The organism is Streptococcus sp. 544, assembly GCF_013277385.1.
GTDB lineage: Bacteria > Bacillota > Bacilli > Lactobacillales > Streptococcaceae > Streptococcus > Streptococcus mitis_BA.
On record NZ_VMMU01000006.1, the window covers coordinates 53,256 to 71,582 of the forward strand.

18 protein-coding genes and 3 riboswitches are annotated in these 18,327 nt (G+C 41.0%); of the genes, 17 read left to right on the plus strand and 1 reads right to left on the minus strand.

Annotated elements, in window-relative coordinates; all coding sequences use genetic code 11:
• Positions 1–301 precede the first annotated feature (301 nt).
• From pyrF to thiE (HT728_RS02980), 14 genes are all read left to right on the plus strand, one after another.
• Complete coding sequence (gene pyrF / locus HT728_RS02915; protein ID WP_001206717.1) at positions 302–1,003, plus strand: orotidine-5'-phosphate decarboxylase; 702 nt, start codon at positions 302–304, stop codon at positions 1,001–1,003.
• Between the two features lie 33 nt (positions 1,004–1,036).
• Entirely contained in the window at positions 1,037–1,669 is a 633-nt protein-coding gene (gene pyrE, locus HT728_RS02920; protein WP_023935748.1) for an orotate phosphoribosyltransferase, read from the plus strand.
• 385 nt (positions 1,670–2,054) lie between these two features.
• Positions 2,055–3,545, plus strand: a complete 1,491-nt coding sequence (gene lysS, locus HT728_RS02925; RefSeq protein WP_050207953.1) for a lysine--tRNA ligase — start codon at positions 2,055–2,057, stop codon at positions 3,543–3,545.
• 622 nt (positions 3,546–4,167) lie between these two features.
• Entirely contained in the window at positions 4,168–5,304 is a 1,137-nt protein-coding gene (lctO, locus tag HT728_RS02930; RefSeq protein WP_049531486.1) for an L-lactate oxidase, read from the plus strand.
• Positions 5,305–5,452: 148 nt separating this feature from the next.
• Positions 5,453–5,541: riboswitch (TPP riboswitch) on the plus strand.
• 216 nt (positions 5,542–5,757) lie between these two features.
• Positions 5,758–6,426, plus strand: a complete 669-nt coding sequence (locus HT728_RS02935) for a TenA family protein (RefSeq protein WP_173233680.1) — start codon at positions 5,758–5,760, stop codon at positions 6,424–6,426.
• Between the two features lie 129 nt (positions 6,427–6,555).
• Entirely contained in the window at positions 6,556–7,338 is a 783-nt protein-coding gene (gene thiM / locus HT728_RS02940; protein ID WP_171043530.1) for a hydroxyethylthiazole kinase, read from the plus strand.
• Between the two features lies 1 nt (position 7,339).
• Complete coding sequence (thiE, locus tag HT728_RS02945; protein WP_173233682.1) at positions 7,340–7,969, plus strand: thiamine phosphate synthase; 630 nt, start codon at positions 7,340–7,342, stop codon at positions 7,967–7,969.
• Between the two features lie 209 nt (positions 7,970–8,178).
• A riboswitch (TPP riboswitch) is annotated at positions 8,179–8,267 on the plus strand.
• A 262-nt stretch (positions 8,268–8,529) separates the two neighbouring features.
• Positions 8,530–9,090 (plus strand): ECF transporter S component, encoded by a 561-nt coding sequence (locus HT728_RS02950; protein WP_173233684.1) that lies wholly within the window; start codon positions 8,530–8,532, stop codon positions 9,088–9,090.
• The gene (locus HT728_RS02955) at positions 9,091–10,476 is read left to right on the plus strand and encodes an ABC transporter ATP-binding protein (protein WP_173233687.1); all 1,386 of its coding nucleotides are present in this window, start codon (positions 9,091–9,093) and stop codon (positions 10,474–10,476) included.
• A gap of 1 nt (position 10,477) precedes the next feature.
• Positions 10,478–11,128 (plus strand): energy-coupling factor transporter transmembrane component T, encoded by a 651-nt coding sequence (locus tag HT728_RS02960; RefSeq protein ID WP_164226382.1) that lies wholly within the window; start codon positions 10,478–10,480, stop codon positions 11,126–11,128.
• 10 nt (positions 11,129–11,138) lie between these two features.
• Positions 11,139–11,831, plus strand: coding sequence for a thiaminase II (tenA, locus tag HT728_RS02965; RefSeq protein WP_173233689.1), 693 nt, complete (start codon positions 11,139–11,141; stop codon positions 11,829–11,831).
• 4 nt (positions 11,832–11,835) lie between these two features.
• The gene (gene thiW, locus HT728_RS02970; RefSeq protein WP_033685230.1) at positions 11,836–12,360 is read left to right on the plus strand and encodes an energy coupling factor transporter S component ThiW; all 525 of its coding nucleotides are present in this window, start codon (positions 11,836–11,838) and stop codon (positions 12,358–12,360) included.
• Positions 12,360–13,163 carry a hydroxyethylthiazole kinase gene (locus tag HT728_RS02975; RefSeq protein ID WP_173233691.1) on the plus strand — a complete coding sequence of 268 codons (804 nt, stop codon included), beginning with the start codon at positions 12,360–12,362 and terminating at the stop codon, positions 13,161–13,163. Before thiW ends, HT728_RS02975 begins: the two co-directional genes overlap by 1 nt.
• Entirely contained in the window at positions 13,156–13,788 is a 633-nt protein-coding gene (gene thiE / locus HT728_RS02980) for a thiamine phosphate synthase (RefSeq protein ID WP_173233693.1), read from the plus strand. Before HT728_RS02975 ends, thiE (HT728_RS02980) begins: the two co-directional genes overlap by 8 nt.
• A 200-nt stretch (positions 13,789–13,988) precedes the next feature.
• Here the strand turns inward: thiE (HT728_RS02980) and thiD are convergent, their stop codons facing one another.
• Positions 13,989–14,780 carry a bifunctional hydroxymethylpyrimidine kinase/phosphomethylpyrimidine kinase gene (gene thiD / locus HT728_RS02985; RefSeq protein WP_112443463.1) on the minus strand — a complete coding sequence of 264 codons (792 nt, stop codon included), beginning with the start codon at positions 14,778–14,780 and terminating at the stop codon, positions 13,989–13,991.
• Positions 14,781–14,863: 83 nt separating this feature from the next.
• Positions 14,864–14,962: riboswitch (TPP riboswitch) on the minus strand.
• Positions 14,963–15,146: 184 nt separating this feature from the next.
• On the opposite strand from thiD, the gene HT728_RS02990 reads away from it, so the two are divergent.
• Genes HT728_RS02990 through HT728_RS03000 form a run of 3 tightly spaced genes read left to right on the plus strand, consistent with a single transcriptional unit; the run spans position 15,147 to position 18,177 of the window.
• On the plus strand, positions 15,147–15,542 hold the full coding sequence (locus tag HT728_RS02990; protein WP_001167204.1) for a CopY/TcrY family copper transport repressor: 396 nt from the start codon (positions 15,147–15,149) through the stop codon (positions 15,540–15,542).
• 10 nt (positions 15,543–15,552) lie between these two features.
• Positions 15,553–15,924, plus strand: coding sequence for a cupredoxin domain-containing protein (locus HT728_RS02995; protein ID WP_000935061.1), 372 nt, complete (start codon positions 15,553–15,555; stop codon positions 15,922–15,924).
• Between the two features lie 9 nt (positions 15,925–15,933).
• The gene (locus HT728_RS03000) at positions 15,934–18,177 is read left to right on the plus strand and encodes a heavy metal translocating P-type ATPase (protein WP_173233695.1); all 2,244 of its coding nucleotides are present in this window, start codon (positions 15,934–15,936) and stop codon (positions 18,175–18,177) included.
• Positions 18,178–18,327: the final 150 nt, after the last annotated feature.

Below are 18,327 nucleotides of genomic sequence, written 5' to 3' on the forward strand. Positions count from 1 at the left end.
GGTAACAAGCAAACTCTTTTTCTCTGTCCGAAGTGAAAGTCTTTAACTATTCTTTTGGAAAGAGTCTTGTGAGGTGTTCAATAGCAGTCAACATGGATTTAGCTGTTTTTACTTGACAAGTGCTAGTAGAAATAATAGAATAGTAAAAAACCTTTAAAGCAGTCCAGAGAGGCAGCTAAGGTTAGACGGTGAAAGGGTGGAGACTACCCATTTTTCGTGGAACCTTGCTGTTGGCAGGTTCCTTTTTTCGTGGCTTCTGTTGGCCAGACTCTCTCACTAGTAAAGGTAAAAGGAGAAACCTATGCGAGAACATCGTCCAATCATTGCTCTTGATTTTCCTAGTTTTGAGGCGGTCAAGGAATTTTTAGCTCTTTTCCCAGCAGAAGAAAGCCTTTATCTCAAGGTAGGGATGGAGCTTTATTACGCAGCGGGGCCTGAGATTGTGTCCTACTTAAAAGGTTTGGGTCATAGTGTCTTTTTGGATCTCAAACTTCATGACATTCCCAATACAGTCAAGTCAGCCATGAAGGTCTTGTCTCAGCTTGGTGTCGATATGACTAATGTCCATGCGGCTGGTGGTGTAGAGATGATGAAGGCGGCGCGTGAAGGTCTTGGGAGTCAAGCCAAATTGATCGCTGTAACTCAGCTCACATCAACGTCAGAAGCTCAGATGCAGGAGTTTCAAAATATCCAAACCAGTCTGCAAGAGTCTGTGATTCACTATGCCAAGAAGACAGCTGAAGCTGGCTTGGATGGTGTTGTTTGCTCGGCTCAGGAAGTACAAGTCATCAAGCAGGCTACCAATCCAGATTTTATCTGTCTGACACCAGGGATTCGTCCAGCTGGTGTTGCAGTTGGAGATCAAAAACGAGTCATGACACCTGCTGATGCCTATCAAATCGGCAGTGACTATATCGTAGTGGGACGTCCCATTACCCAAGCTGAGGATCCTGTTGCAGCTTATCATGCCATCAAGGATGAATGGACACAGGACTGGAATTAAAGAACTAGCTTAGAAAAATAAAAGGAGAAGACCATGACACTTGCCAAAGATATCGCTAGCCACCTCTTGAAAATCCAAGCCGTTTACCTCAAACCAGAGGAACCCTTCACTTGGGCATCTGGTATCAAGTCACCGATTTACACTGATAATCGTGTGACACTATCCTATCCAGAAACTCGTACCCTAATTGAAAATGGCTTTGTGGAAGCTATCAAAGAAGCCTTTCCTGAGGTAGAAGTCATTGCAGGAACTGCAACAGCAGGGATTCCTCACGGAGCCATCATTGCTGACAAGATGAACCTGCCATTTGCCTACATCCGTAGCAAACCAAAAGACCACGGAGCTGGTAACCAAATCGAAGGTCGCGTAGCTCAAGGTCAAAAAATGGTAGTGGTTGAAGACCTTATTTCAACGGGTGGTTCTGTTCTTGAAGCCGTAGTAGCAGCTAAACGCGAAGGAGCAGATGTACTTGGAGTTGTAGCGATTTTTAGTTACCAATTGCCAAAAGCAGATAAGAACTTTGCAGATGCTGGTGTGAAATTGGTGACGCTTTCTAACTACAGTGAACTCATCCACCTAGCCCAAGAAGAAGGCTATATCACGCCAGAAGGACTCGACCTTCTAAAACGCTTTAAGGAAGACCAAGAGAATTGGCAAGAGGTGTAAAAAATCAAAAGACTAAAAGGTTAAAAATTATACTATTCTGTCATATCAGGTGTATGAATGACAAGATTCAAGTTGTTAATGTTTTTTACGTCAATTGTTTCAGTTTTAGATTTGCTTGGCTTGCTCTTATATAAAAAGTAGCACACGTCATGAAAGTTACAAGGGTTAAAGTATAATCCATAAATATTGTCAGATCCCTTTTCTGATATTTTGGAATTTCTTGCTTATCCCAGTCTTTTCAGTGATTTGGCTCAGTAATCTTAGCGTCAAGTTCTTTTTAGTTTTGAAAGATTATCCGTGAATTTCTTGCTTATTTATGATAAAATGGGAGTATCGCAAAAAATGACTCATCGTATTCAATTTTGAGTAAATCTAGGAGGATCCCATGTCAACAGAACATATGGAAGAACTAAATGACCAGCAGATCGTTCGCCGTGAAAAAATGGCTGCGCTCCGTGAACAAGGAATCGATCCCTTTGGAAAACGCTTTGAACGCACTGCAAATTCACAAGAATTAAAAGATAAATTTGCTGACCTTGATAAAGAACAATTACATGATAAAAACGAAACAGCTACTATCGCAGGACGCTTGGTAACCAAACGTGGTAAAGGTAAAGTAGGTTTTGCCCACCTTCAAGACCGCGAAGGCCAAATCCAGATCTACGTTCGTAAGGATGCTGTCGGTGAAGAAAACTACGAAATCTTCAAAAAAGCAGACCTTGGTGACTTCCTTGGTGTCGAAGGCGAAGTGATGCGTACAGATATGGGAGAACTCTCTATCAAGGCTACTCACATCACACACTTGTCTAAGGCTCTTCGTCCTCTACCAGAGAAATTCCATGGTTTGACAGACGTTGAAACAATTTACCGTAAACGTTACCTTGACTTGATTTCTAACCGTGAAAGCTTTGAACGCTTTGTCACTCGTTCAAAAATCATCTCTGAAATCCGTCGTTACCTTGACCAAAAAGGTTTCCTTGAAGTGGAAACACCTGTTCTTCACAACGAAGCTGGTGGTGCCTCTGCCCGTCCATTTATCACCCACCACAATGCCCAAAACATTGACATGGTGCTTCGTATCGCGACTGAGCTTCACTTGAAACGCCTTATCGTGGGTGGTATGGAACGCGTCTATGAAATTGGCCGTATCTTCCGTAACGAAGGAATGGATGCTACTCACAACCCTGAGTTTACTTCTATCGAAGTCTACCAAGCTTATGCTGACTTCCAAGATATCATGGATTTGACGGAAGGCATTATCCAACATGCTGCTAAATCAGTTAAGGGCGACGGTCCAGTCAACTACCAAGGAACTGAAATAAAAATCAACGAACCATTTAAACGTGTTCACATGGTGGATGCTATCAAAGAAATTACTGGTGTCGATTTCTGGCAAGACATGACTTTGGAAGAAGCTAAAGCTATCGCTGCTGAGAAAAAAGTTCCTGTTGAGAAACACTATACTGAGGTTGGTCACATCATCAATGCCTTTTTTGAAGAGTTTGTTGAAGAAACTTTAATCCAACCAACCTTTGTCTATGGACATCCAGTAGCTGTATCTCCACTGGCTAAGAAAAATCCTGAAGACCAACGCTTTACTGACCGTTTCGAGCTCTTCATCATGACTAAGGAGTACGGTAATGCCTTTACTGAGCTCAACGACCCAATCGATCAGCTTAGCCGTTTTGAAGCCCAAGCTAAAGCTAAAGAACTTGGTGACGATGAAGCGACAGGTATCGACTACGACTACATCGAAGCCCTTGAATATGGTATGCCACCAACAGGTGGTTTGGGAATCGGTATCGACCGTCTCTGCATGCTCCTCACGGATACAACTACTATCCGTGATGTATTGCTCTTCCCAACAATGAAATAAGCTCTTATCCTCTGGTACTTGCCAGGGGATTTTTTGATGAAAAAAGAGACTGAATTTAAGGAGAAAATGAAGTATAGTGTATTGAAGTTGAAATAGTACACTTTGACTTCTAAGACATTGTTAGAAATTGGTTTAAATTCCCTAATCAATTTGCGCATGTTTTATTTCATTTTACGATAGTATGCTGAAACTTTTCAAAAAGTACTAGAAATTGACTTGGATTCTCCAATTGATTTGTTCAGATTCACTATAAATAAAAATTAATAAGTAGGATAGGAAGTTAGCGTCAACTAGGATAGTATCTTGCTTAAACAGTATATATGGGATTGATATAAGTCCCTAGGCCCTATTAGAGGATGTTCTGGTGTCTTATTCACTTGTTTTTTATAGCATTAGTAGATAGAATCAGCAAATAAAAAAGTAGTTCAAATGCCTGGTAGCAAAAGATCTCAACGATTCACTTAATATCGACTAAAGTTTAGAGTTTAAGGAAAGTAAGGATAGTATATTGTATGAAAAAATAAGATGGTTTTTAAGCAAAACTCTTGAAAATGATTGAAAAAAGAGTTATTATAGATGTATAGCAAAAAGCAAACGCTTACTTAATCAAGGAGGACAGTTTATGTCATACAAAACAAGCAATGCAGAAGGTCATGTAGATTTCATCAATACCTATGATTTGGAGCCAATGGCGCAACAAGTGATCCCTAAAGCAGCCTTTGGTTATATCGCTAGTGGGGCGGAAGATACTTTCACTTTAAGAGAGAATATCCGCGCCTTTAACCACAAACTCATCGTTCCTCATACACTTTGCAATGTAGAAAATCCAAGTACAGAGATTGAGTTTGCAGGCGAAAAATTGTCTTCACCAATCATTATGGCGCCTGTTGCGGCTCATAAATTAGCGAATGAACAGGGTGAAGTGGCGACTGCGCGTGGTGTGCATGAGTTCGGTTCTCTTTATACAACCAGTTCTTACTCTACTGTTGACCTTCCAGAGATTTCTGAAGCCCTTCAAGGGACACCTCATTGGTTCCAATTTTACTTTAGTAAAGATGATGGCATTAACCGCCACATCATGGATCGTGTGAAGGCTGAAGGTTATAAAGCGATTGTCTTGACAGCAGATGCTACTGTAGGGGGCAATCGTGAGGTGGATAAGCGTAATGGCTTTGTCTTCCCAGTTGGCATGCCGATTGTTGAAGAATACCTGCCAGAAGGTGCTGGTAAATCAATGGACTTTGTTTACAAATCAGCTAAACAACGCTTGTCTCCACGCGATGTAGAATTTATCGCTGAATACTCAGGACTTCCTGTGTATGTCAAGGGACCACAATGCCGTGAGGACGTTGAACGTTCGCTTGCTGCGGGAGCATCTGGTATCTGGGTAACCAACCACGGTGGACGCCAAATCGACGGTGGACCAGCTGCCTTTGACTCACTTCAAGAAGTAGCAGAAGCAGTTGATAAACGTGTGCCAATTGTCTTTGACTCTGGTGTTCGTCGTGGTCAACATGTCTTTAAAGCCTTGGCTTCAGGAGCAGACTTGGTAGCTATTGGTCGCCCGGTTATCTATGGCTTGGCTCTAGGCGGTAGTGTTGGTGTGCGTCAAGTCTTTGAACACTTGAATGCGGAATTGAAGACAGTTATGCAGTTGTCTGGAACTCAGACCATTGAAGATGTTAAACACTTCAAACTCCGTCACAACCCATACAACCCAACTTTCCCAGTTGACCCTCGTGACTTAAAATTGTATTGATAAAAGAGATTGCCTCCACTGAATGTGGAGGTTTTTCTTCGTGTATTGGAAGAATAAATCGCTATCAAAAACTATATAAAGATATTTTTCGGTCAAATATCTTGCTAGAGCTTTCATTTTTTGCTATACTGGTGCAGTAATTAAATAATAGAGACATTTGGGGTGCTTTAAGCTGAGATGATACCCATTGAACCTGATACAGTTAAGACTGGCGAAGGGAAATGTGAAACGTTTTTTCGTATGGCGAAATGAACGATCTAATCTTGTAAGTCAACTCTAATTCTTGATTGTAATTGGAGTTTTTTTGTTTATATAAACTGGATAGGTTTGTTTAGGTAGCTCTCTGCAAATGCCCTCAATGTTCTTTAAAAGGATCAAGTGGAATTAGGATTTTACTTGGTATCTCTTGGTGTTTTATTGATTACTAAGGAGTAAAGAGAGGAAAAAATAAATATGGAAACACAGGTTTATGCATTTGAGCCAGGTTTGACTGTTGGAGAATTATTAAAAAATAGTCAGAAGGATTGGCAGGCTGCAATCAATCATCGTTTTGTCAAGGAACTTTTTGCAGGGACAATTAAGAATAAGGTCTTAAAAGACTACCTAATTCAAGATTATCACTTCTTTGATGCCTTCTTATCCATGCTGGGTGCCTGCGTAGCCCACGCAGACCAGATTGAATCCAAGCTTCGTTTTGCCAAGCAACTAGGCTTTCTTGAAGCAGATGAAGACGGTTATTTCCAAAAGGCTTTCAAAGAGTTAAAAGTATCTGAGAATGATTATCTGGAAGTGACTTTGCACCCTGTAACAAAAGCCTTTCAGGATCTGATGTATTCGGCAGTGACTTCATCAGACTATGCTCATCTTTTGGTCATGCTGGTCATTGCAGAAGGTCTCTATTTAGACTGGGGTTCTAAAGATTTGGCTCTACCTGAAGCCTATATTCATTCGGAATGGATCAATCTCCACAGAGCTCCTTTCTTTGCAGAGTGGGTTCAATTTCTGGTTGACGAACTCAATCGTGTCGGAAAAGGTCGAGAAGATTTGACAGAACTTCAGCAACGCTGGAATCAAGCGGTCGCTTTAGAATTAGCCTTTTTTGATATTGGTTATGACGCCTAGAGAAAGTTTAGGATATTTACAAATTTGATGAGGTAAATCATTCAATGTAAATGAAAAAAATTTCTTAACAAAAGATAGAGATAAATCGAAATCAGTATATCGTATAAAGTGAAAAGGAAGGATTTCAATATGACAAGTTTAAAATTATTAAAAGAAAAAGCACCTTTGGTCATTTGCATAACCAATGATGTAGTAAAAAATTTCACAGCAAATGGATTAGTAGCACTGGGTGCCTCACCAGCTATGAGCGAGTACCCAGCAGACTTAGAAGATCTATTAAAATATGCTGGAGGATTATTGATTAACATTGGGACTTTAACGGATGATAATTGGAAATTATACCAAGCTGCTCTGAAAATTGCCGAGAAATATAATGTCCCAGCAGTTTTAGATCCTGTAGCCTGTGGAGCAGGAGAATATAGAAAAAAAGTAGCAGATGATTTAATCAACAATTACAAACTAGCTGCGATTAGGGGGAATGCTGGAGAGATTGCTTCTTTAGTAGGTATAAATGTGGCATCTAAAGGAGTAGATAGTGCTGGTGTGGATAATATTGATGAGATTGCTCTAGCAGCCAACGCTAAGTTTCATATTCCAATAGTAGTGACTGGAGAAGTTGATGCGATTGCTGTTAATGGAGAAGTGGTAACGATTCATAATGGTAGTGCCATGATGCCAAAAGTTATTGGGACAGGATGCTTATTAGGTGCTGTAATAGCAAGCTTTATCGGACTTGAAAAAGGTCAAGAATTGAAATCATTAGAAACAGCAATGTTGGTTTACAATATCGCTGGAGAAATGGCAGAAAAACGCCCCAATGGGCATCTTCCTGGGACATTTAAAGTTGAATTTATAAATGCCTTATATGAGATTACAGATGAAGATGTAAAGGAATTCAAAAGAGTGAAGTAAAATGTTTCATAAAGAATTATTAAAACTATATTTTATTTGTGGAACGACTACTTGCCAAGGTAAAGATCTATATAGAGTTGTTGAGGAAGCCTTAAAAGGTGGTATAACCTTATTTCAATTTCGTGAAAAAGGGGAGGGAGCCCTGGAAGGTAAAGAAAAAGTCGAATTAGCAATTAAACTACAGGATCTTTGTAAAAAATATAATGTTCCATTTATCGTTAATGATGATATCGATTTGGCAATGAAAATTGACGCTGATGGCGTACATGTAGGTCAAGATGATATTGGTGTTGATGAAATTAGAAAATTGATGCCAGATAAAATAATTGGTCTTTCTATAAAGAACGAGAAAGAATTTCAACAGTCAAAAGTTGAATATGTAGATTATGTTGGTGTTGGTCCTGTATTTGATACCCAGTCAAAAGATGATGCTGGTGGCGCTATAGGTTATGAAGGTCTTAAATTGATGAGAAAACTATTGCCACAAATGCCCTTAGTTGCAATTGGTGGGATACAGACGCAACATATTAAAGACATTATGAAGACCAATGTTGACGGTGTTTCAATCATTTCAGCAATATCGTATGCAAAAAATATAGAAAAAACTGTTCGAGAAATGAGTGAACAATAGGTATCTATCCTTGGATTCTAAGTAAGTGGAAGTTTCCCTTTTCTAAAAAGCTATGTCCAAATTCAGCTCAAATGGCTAATCCATCAAACAAGTCATTTGTTTTTTACAAAAGAAAGATCTGCTATCTTTGTGAGTGCAAGGATGTATTTCCAGTTCAATTTCTTGAATTGTAATAAATCATTTGTTATAATAGTTATATAATTAAATAATAAAGACATTTGGGGTGCTTTAGGCTGAGATGATACCCATTGAACCTGATACAGTTAATACTGGCGAAGGGAAATGTGAAAAGTTTTTTTCGTATGTCGAAAAGAACGGTCTAATCTTGTAAGCTGAACTCTAATTCTCGTTTGTAATTGGAGTTTTTTTGTTTATTAAAAGAGGATAGTCTGGACGTTAATACTCAATGAAAATCAAAGAGCAAACTAGGAAACTGGCCGCAGGCTGTACTTGAGTACGGCAAGGCGACGTTGACGTGGTTTGAATTTGATTTTCGAAGAGTATAAGCCTTTTGGCAGCTCACCTTGAGCACCCCACTTTTCTTTAAAAAGGAGTTTTTTATGTTGAAAAAATGGCAGTTAAAAGATGTTATTTTGCTTGCTTTCTTGTCTATCTTTTTTGGTGGGGTTTTCGTTGGTTCAGGATATGTGTATAATATTCTCAGCCTACTCTTAACACCTCTTGGTTTACAGGCTTTTGCCAATGAAATCCTTTTTGGACTCTGGTGTATGGCTGCGCCCATTGCTGCCATCTTTGTTCCGAGAGTCGGAAGTGCAACGATTGGAGAAGTGCTAGCTGCGCTTGCTGAAGTCCTTTATGGTAGCCAATTCGGGCTAGGTGCCCTTTTGTCTGGCTTGGTTCAAGGTTTGGGAAGTGAACTTGGTTTTATCGTAACCAAGAATCGCTATGAAAGTTGGCTCTCTCTAACTGCCAATAGTATTGGGATTACGCTTGTTAGCTTTGTCTATGAATACATTAAGTTAGGTTACTACGCCTTTTCAGTGCCTTTTGTACTTTCCTTGCTAGTGGTACGTTTTATTTCCGTCTTTTTTTTCTGTACCATCTTGGTTCGTGCCATTGTCAAACTTTATCATCAGTTTGCAGCTGGAGGAAAAGCATAGATGGGTCTGGAATTACGGGAGATTCAGTCCCCAATTTTTTCGGAACCGATTGATTTTACTTTTCATGAGCAAGCTTTTACCTTGTTGGTTGGGAGCAGTGGTTCTGGAAAATCGAGTCTCTTTCAAATGATTGCCCAAGTTAGTTCTCTTCCCTATAGCGGTCAAGTACTGATAAATGGGAGCGAGGTCAGTCAGCTTTCTATCATCGAACGTGTCCAGACGGTTGGTATTCTCTTTCAAAATCCTAATCATCAATTTACCATGGAGAGCTTGTTTGAGGAGCTGATTTTTACCTTGGAGAATATCGGCTATCACCTTCAGGAAATTGATTCAAAAATAGCAGAGGTGGTTCGACAATGTCGCTGTGAGAAGATCTTGCACCGTCCCATCCATCACTTATCAGGTGGAGAAAAGCAAAAGGCTGCCTTGGCTGTTCTCTTTGCTATGAATCCTAGGGTCTATCTCTTGGATGAGCCTTTCGCTTCCATTGACCGCAAGAGTAGGATAGAGATATTGGAGATTCTAAAAGAGTTGGTCTCTGATGGGAAGACAGTTATTTTGTGCGACCATGATTTAACGGACTATGAAGCCTATATTGACCATATGGTGGAGCTAAGAGATGGTCAACTAAGGGAAGTGTTTCAAATCCCTACCTCTGAAATGACACAGGTTGCTTCAAAGGAGGTTGCTTCTAGCCCAGAACTATTCCATATGGACAAAACAACTTGTGAGCTGAATAATCGCCCCCTCTTTTCGATTGCAGATTTCACATTCTACCAAGGAATTTCCTGTATCTTGGGTGATAATGGTGTCGGGAAATCAACCCTCTTTCGCTCCATTCTTCAATTTCAAAAGTATAAGGGGCGCATTACCTGGAAGGGGACAGTTCTGAAAAAGAAAAAGAGTTTGTATCATGACCTGACGGGTGTGGTTCAGGAAGCTGAGAAGCAGTTTATTCGATCCAGTCTGCGAGAGGAACTTCAATTAGATGGACCTGATTCTGAAAGAAATCAGCGTATTCTTCAAGCCTTACGATATTTTGATCTGGAGAAGGAACTTGATAAGAGTCCCTATCAATTAAGTGGTGGTCAGCAAAAGATTCTTCAGCTCTTGACCATCTTGACCAGCAAGGCTTCTGTGATTTTACTAGATGAACCTTTTGCAGGTTTGGATGATAGAGCTTGTCATTATTTTTGTCAGTGGATTGTGGAGGAGAGAAATCAAGGAAGAAGTTTTCTGATCATTAGCCATCGTTTGGATCCCTTGATCTCTGTGGTTGATTATTGGATTGAGATGACTAGTCAGGGTCTCAGTCATGTGAAAGCAGTGACAATTACCAAACCACTCACATCTCAGAGTAGCAATACCCAAGGGGAGGTGAGATAGTATGGTCAAAGTAGCAACCCAGACACCGATTATCAGTCTCTTTTTGCTGATTTTATCCTTGGAAACATCTTTCATTCCTTCGATTGCTCTTAATCTCTCGGTAGTTGCATTTTGTATTCTCTTTATGCTCTATTACCGTAGATTTAAAGTATTGGCTTGGATGATTCTGCTTGCCATTTTGCCATCCTTTGCCAACTACTGGGCAGTTCAGTTACATGGAGATGCTTCGCAGGCAGTCATACTTGGAACGAGGGCCTTTGTTACCGTTTGTATTGGTCTTGTCTTTGTTTCCTCTATTTCCCTAAAAGAGCTTCTTTTATACTTGGCTCAAAAGGGGCTATCACGGTCTTGGGCTTATGCCTTGATTGTGGTATTCAATTCCTTCCCCCTCATTCAGCAAGAAATCAAGTCCCTAAAAGAAGCTTGCCTATTACGTGGTCAAGAACTGCATTTTTGGTCGCCCTTGATTTACAGCAAGGTTCTGATGACAGTCTTTAGGTGGCGCCATCTTTACCTGAGAGCCCTGTCGGCGCATGGATATGACGAACATGCACAGGTGGAGGATCGCTATCGGACTTTTTATATTCCTCAAAGGACACTATTCATCTACCTGCTGTTCTTTTTATTGCTTCAAACCAGTCTATTTTTATAAAGGAGTTATTATGGAATTTACAGATATTGCGATGGAATTATCAAAGGAAGCTTGGCAGGCTTCCTTTCATCACCCCTTTGTATTACAGTTACAAGAGGGAAATTTAGACCCTGCCATTTTCCGCTATTACCTGATTCAGGATGCCTACTATCTGAAGGCCTTCTCAGAAGCCTATCACCTCTTGGCTGATAAGACTTCAAACCAAGAGATGAAAAGACTCTTGAAACAAAATGCTCAGAGTCTAGTGGAGGGTGAGTTATTTATCCGCCAACAATTTTTCAAGGAATTGGAAATCAGCGATCAGGAAATGGAGCAACATCCAATCGCTCCAACCTGTTATCATTACATTTCTCATATTTATCGGCAATTTGCAGAGCCAAACTTGGGCATTGCTTTTGCGAGCTTGCTGCCTTGTCCTTGGCTATATCATGATATAGGCAAATCACTTAATCTTAAACCATCACCAAATCCTCTCTACCAACAATGGATTGAAACTTATATTACGGATGAGTTAGAGCAGCAGATCAGAGAGGAGGGAGCATTGGTCAATCAGCTCTATCGCGAAAGTGATGATACAGACAAGCAAAAAATGTTAGATGCCTTCCACATCAGTGTTCACATGGAAGCTAAGTTTTGGGAAATGGCTTACCAACACCAGACATGGAAGAGCGATTTACAGTCTTTAGAAACAGGAGAAGAATAGAAACATGAGAAAGCACCAATTACAAGTTCACAAATTAACCATTTTATCCATGATGATTGCCCTTGATGTAGTCCTTACGCCTATCTTTCGGATTGAGGGAATGGCACCGATGTCCAGTGTAGTCAATATTCTAGCAGGAATCATGATGGGACCTGTTTATGCCTTGGCCATGGCTACAGTCACAGCCTTTATCCGTATGACGACTCAAGGGATTCCTCCTTTAGCTCTCACAGGAGCGACTTTTGGAGCCCTCCTTGCAGGTCTCTTTTATAAGTATGGTCGAAAATTTTATTTTTCTGCCTTGGGAGAAATTTTGGGAACAGGTATTATTGGTTCTATTGTTTCCTATCCTGTTATGGTACTCTTTACAGGATCAGCTGCAAAGCTTAGCTGGTTTATCTATACTCCTCGATTTTTCGGAGCAACCTTGATTGGTACAGCGATTTCCTTTATTGCCTTTCGATTTTTAATCAAGCAGGAATTCTTTAAAAAAGTGCAAGGATATTTCTTTGGTGAAAGGATAGACTGATGCAGGCATTGACAAATCCTTTTCCTCTGGAAACGACTTCCCTAATTCACTGTATTACCAATGAGATTTCTTGTGAGATGCTAGCAAATGGGATTTTGGCTTTGGGATGTAAACCAGTTATGGCAGATGATTCCCGTGAGGTTCTTGATTTTACTAAGCAAAGCCAGGCACTCTTCATCAATTTGGGGCATTTGTCAGCTGAGAAGGAAAAAGCAATCCGTATGGCAGCTTCTTATGCAGCTCAAGTTTGTCTCCCAATGGTAGTAGATGCGGTTGGCGTAACAGCTTCAGTCATTCGTAAGAGCTTAGTTAAAGACCTTTTAGACAATAGCCCTACGGTCCTTAAAGGAAATATGTCAGAAATTCGAAGTCTTGTTGGCTTAAAACACCACGGCGTTGGGGTCGATGCGAGTGCTAAAGACCAAGAAACTGAGGATTTACTTCAAGTCTTGAAAGACTGGTGTCAGCTTTATCCTGGTATGTCATTCTTAGTTACTGGCCCCAAGGATCTCATCGTTTCGAAGAATCAAGTTGCTGTATTGGAGAATGGCTGTGCAGAATTAGACTGGATAACAGGGACAGGAGATTTGGTTGGAGCCTTAACAGCCGTTTTTCTCAGCCAAGGAAAGACTGGTTTTGAAGCTTCTTGCCTAGCAGTCTCTTATCTCAATATTGCTGCTGAGAGAATAGTTGTTCAAGGAATGGGATTGGAAGAATTTCGTTACCAAGTACTCAATCAGCTTTCGCTTCTAAGAAGAGATGAAAACTGGCTAGATGCCATCAAAGGAGATATTTATGAATAGAGAAGCACTTAGACTATATCTGGTAACCAATCGCTACCAAGATTCTGTGGAAAGCTTTCTTGAAAAGGTTGAGACGGCTTGCCGTTCAGGGGTTACCATAGTCCAATTGCGAGAAAAAAATCTCACAACCAAACAATATTATCAACTGGCAAAACAAGTCAAGGAAATAACAGATGGCTATCAGGTACCCTTGATAATCGATGATCGGTTGGATGTTTGTCTTGCGGTTGATGCAGCAGGTCTGCATATCGGAGACGATGAATTACCCGTTTCGGTTGCCCGACAAGTCTTGGGTCCTGAAAAAATCCTTGGTGTCACCGCTAAAACAATAAAAAGAGCTCTGGAAGCGGAGAAATCAGGTGCAGATTACTTGGGGACAGGAGCCATTTTCCCAACCACCACCAAGGAAAATGCGCCCATCACTCTGATATCGACCTTGAAAACAATTTGCCAAACGGTTGCCATTCCAGTAGTTGCTATTGGCGGCTTGACTTCAGAGAACATTGACCAGCTTATGGGCACTGGCATAGTTGGAGTAGCTGTAGTGCGTGATTTGATGCAGGCAGAAGATATTGAGGCAAAAACGCAAGCCTTTTTAACAAAGTTGCATGACATTATTTCCTAACTAATACTCAATGAAAATCAAAGAGGAAGTTAGCCTCAGGTTGCTCAAAGCCCTGCCTTGAGGTTTTAGATAAGACTGACGAAGTCAGCTCAAAACAGTATTTTGAGGTTGCAGATGGAAGCTGACGTAGTTTGAAGAGATTTTCGAAGAGTATAAAAACTCTCTAATTCCCTTAAAGTGGGAACTAGAGAGTTTTTTTCTTAATCTTTAAAAGTTGTATGGTTGACTGGGCCAGAACCATGACCAAGTTGAGGAGCGTCTTGAATAGCTTTTGTGATAAAGGCCTTGGCCTTATCAACTGCCTGATAAAGGCTTTTTCCCTTGGCTAGTTCAGCCGTAATCACTGCAGCAAAGGTACATCCAGTACCATGGGTGTGACAGGTTTGAATTCTTGGACTTTCCCAGACAAATTGCTCATCCTTGGTAAAGAGGAAGTCTTTGGCACCGCCTTCGAGATGACCACCTTTGATGACTACAGACTGAGGACCAAATTCTTTTAAAATCAGGCGACCAGCACGCTGCATGTCTTCAGGATCATGGATTGAAAAACCAACAATCTCTTCTGCCTCAGGAAGATTTGGCGTAATAATCGTTGCTAGAGGTAGTAAGTTTGTTTTGAGATAGTCTCTAGCAACTGAGTCGATCAAGGCATCTCCACTTGTAGCAACCATAACAGGATCAAGGACATAGGGACAATCCAGTTTTTTAAGATAGGGTTGGATGATTTCCATGATTTCAGTAGTTGCCAACATTCCAGTTTTTACAGCCTGAGGTGGAATATCCGAAAAGACACTGTCCAATTGGGCTTTCAACATTTGAGGAGAAACGTGCTCAATCAATTGAACGCCTCTGGTATTTTGAGCAACAAGGCTAGTCACAACGGCCATTCCATAGACATCTCTCGCTTGGAACGACTTTAAATCAGCCATAATGCCAGCACCACCACTAGGGTCAGTCCCTGCAATGGTCAGAGCAACGGGTAAATAAGTCATCTAAAACCTCCCAACCAACTGAAGTTTGTATTCTTAAGAACAAGCTAATCTGTTTCAGGAAGGCAATAGAAGACTGCTAGTCCCCATTATCATTTCCACTTCCATCAGCTAGCATTACCTAGATTGAGTCAAAGGGATCTAACAGTCGTTAATCTCAGCTTTACGCACCCCTAGTGGTTGTTTTCTTTTTTTCTTTAGTATAGCATATTTTTATTGTTTATATAGTAATATTTGACTGCAAATCGTTTTTCAAATGATTAAAATTCTATTTTTCAAAGAAAAGATTGATTTTATAATTGACAAATGTAGATTTTGAGAGTATACTAATAACTGTAATCGACAAATGTAGATTTAGGAGGTGTGATTATGCAGATTTCAGATGCAGAATGGCAGGTCATGAAGATTATTTGGATGCAAGGAGAGCAGACCAGTACGGATTTGATCAGGGTTCTGGCGGAGCGGTTCGACTGGTCCAAGTCAACCATTCAAACTCTTTTGGCTCGTTTGGTTGAGAAAGAGTGCCTGACTCGGAAAAAAGAAGGCAAGTCCTTTGTCTATTCAGCCCTTTTAACTTTGGACCAAAGTCGAGACTTGCTTGTCCAAGATATTAAAGATAAAGTTTGTTCCCGTAGGATTAAGAACTTGTTGGCTGATTTGATTGCTGAATGTGATTTTACTCAGGCTGACTTAGAAGACTTGGAAGCTGTGATTTCAGAGAAGAAATCAAGCGCTGTAACAGAAGTAAAATGTAATTGTATGTAAAGGAGACGTCATGTTAAATAGTATTGTAACCATTATTTGTATTGCCCTTATCGCGTTTATCTTGTTTTGGTTTTTCAAAAAGCCTGAAAAATCTGGACAAAAGGCCCAGCAAAAAAACGGCTACCAAGAGATTCGAGTGGAGGTCATGGGGGGCTATACGCCTGAGTTGATTATCCTCAAGAAATCAGTGCCAGCCCGCATTGTCTTTGACCGTAAGGACCCTTCACCCTGTCTGGACCAAATTGTTTTTCCAGATTTTGGTGTACATGCGGACCTGCCTATGGGGGAAGAGTATGTAGTGGAAATCACGCCTGAGCAGGCTGGAGAGTATGGTTTCTCTTGTGGCATGAATATGATGCACGGTAAGATGATTGTAGAATAGGAGAATGATATGACTGAAATTGTAAAAGCAAGTCTTGAAAATGGTGTTCAAAAAATCCGTATCACGGCAGACAAAGGCTACCATCCAGCCCACATTCAACTGCAAAAAGGAGTTCCTGCTGAGATCACCTTTCACCGTGTGACACCTTCAAACTGTTATAAGGAAATTCTGTTTGAAGAAGAAGACATCTTGGAACCAATCGGCGTAGACGAAGAGAAAACAATTCGTTTTACCCCTCAAGAAATAGGTCAACATGAATTTTCTTGTGGCATGAAGATGCAAAAGGGGAGTTATACCGTGGTTGAGAAGACTCGAAAATCTCTATCACTTTTACAGCGTTTTTGGATTACTAGTATCTTTACTGTGCCTCTTGTGATTCTCATGATTGGGATGTCGACAGGAGGAATTAGTCATCAAGTCATGCGTTGGGGAAGCTTTTTAGCGACAACACCGATTATGCTAGTAGCAGGTGGTCCTTATATCCAAAGTGCTTGGGCTAGTTTTAAAAAGCACAATGCCAACATGGATACCTTGGTTGCTCTTGGAACCCTAGTGGCCTATTTCTATAGCTTAGTTGCCCTCTTCGCTGGTCTCCCCGTTTACTTTGAAAGTGCTGCCTTTATCTTCTTCTTCGTTCTTATGGGAGCCGTTTTTGAGGAGAAAATGCGGAAAAATACGTCCCAAGCTGTGGAGAAATTACTGGACTTGCAGGCTAAAACTGCAGAAGTCTTGCGTGAGGATCACTATGTTCAAGTTCCTTTGGAACAAGTCAAGGTAGGTGACCTGATTCGAGTGCGTCCCGGTGAAAAGATTGCGGTTGATGGGGTTGTAGTCGAAGGTGTGTCCAGTATTGATGAGTCTATGGTGACAGGTGAGAGTCTGCCTGTGGACAAGACAGTTGGAGATACTGTCATTGGCTCAACCATCAATAATAGCGGAACACTTGTTTTTAGAGCAGAAAAAGTTGGTTCAGAAACTGTTTTGGCTCAGATTGTCGATTTTGTGAAGAAAGCTCAGACAAGTCGTGCGCCGATTCAGGACTTGACGGATAAAATTTCAGGCATTTTTGTCCCAGCAGTTGTCATTTTAGGAATCGTGACCTTTTGGGTTTGGTTCGTCTTGCTCAGGGATAGTGTAGTCGTGCTTGGAGCGAGTTTTGTGTCTTCTCTTCTCTATGGGGTGGCGGTTTTGATTATCGCCTGTCCTTGTGCCTTGGGACTGGCAACACCGACAGCCCTTATGGTAGGGACAGGACGCAGTGCCAAGATGGGAGTTCTTCTCAAAAATGGAATGGTTCTACAGGAAATCCAGAAAGTTCAAACGATTGTCTTTGATAAGACTGGGACTTTGACGGAAGGGAAGCCTGTGGTAACAGATATCATCGGCGACGAAGTAGAAGTGCTTGGATTGGCAGCTTCCTTGGAAGAAGCTTCTCAACACCCACTGGCTGAGGCCATTGTCCAGCGAGCGACTGAAATTGGACTTGAGCTTCATACTGTGGAAAATTTCCAAGCCTTGCACGGAAAAGGTGTCTCAGGGCAAATCAATGGAAAACAAGTTCTGCTTGGAAATGCTAAAATGCTGGATGGTCTGAACATTTCAAGCACTTATCAGGAAAAACTAGAAGAACTGGAAAAAGAAGCTAAGACAGTTGTGTTCTTGGCTGTGGACAATGAAATCAAAGGCTTGCTTGCTCTGCAAGATATTCCCAAGGAAAATGCCAAGCTAGCCATCAGTCAGTTGAAAAAACGTGGTCTTAAAACAGTCATGCTGACAGGAGACAATGCAGGTGTGGCGCGTGCTATTGCGGATCAGATCGGAATCGAAGAGGTCATTGCAGGTGTATTACCAGAAGAAAAAGCCCATGAAATCCATAAACTACAAGCGACTGGAAAAGTAGCCTTTGTTGGTGACGGTATCAATGACGCTCCTGCCCTCAGTGTAGCGGATGTGGGGATTGCCATGGGAGCTGGAACAGATATCGCCATCGAGTCAGCGGATTTGGTGTTGACAACCAATAACCTCTTAGGAGTGGTTCGTGCCTTTGACATGAGTAAGAAAACCTTTCATCGAATTCTGCTCAATCTTTTCTGGGCTTTTATCTACAATGTTGTCGGAATTCCGATTGCAGCAGGAATCTTTTCAGGTGTTGGACTGGCTCTCAATCCAGAATTGGCAGGTCTAGCCATGGCCTTTAGTTCTGTATCCGTTCTGACCAGTTCCCTTCTCTTAAACTTTAGTAAAATAGACTAAAAGTAATGACTAGATTTCTTTGTTATAAAACAGGAATGGCAGCATTTTCAAAACTGTATTAGAATAGAGAATAGAGAGTTTTGAGCAGATTTTTAGAAAAGTCAGCATAAATATGATACAGTGGAATAGTAAAAGTTTGGAGAACGTTTC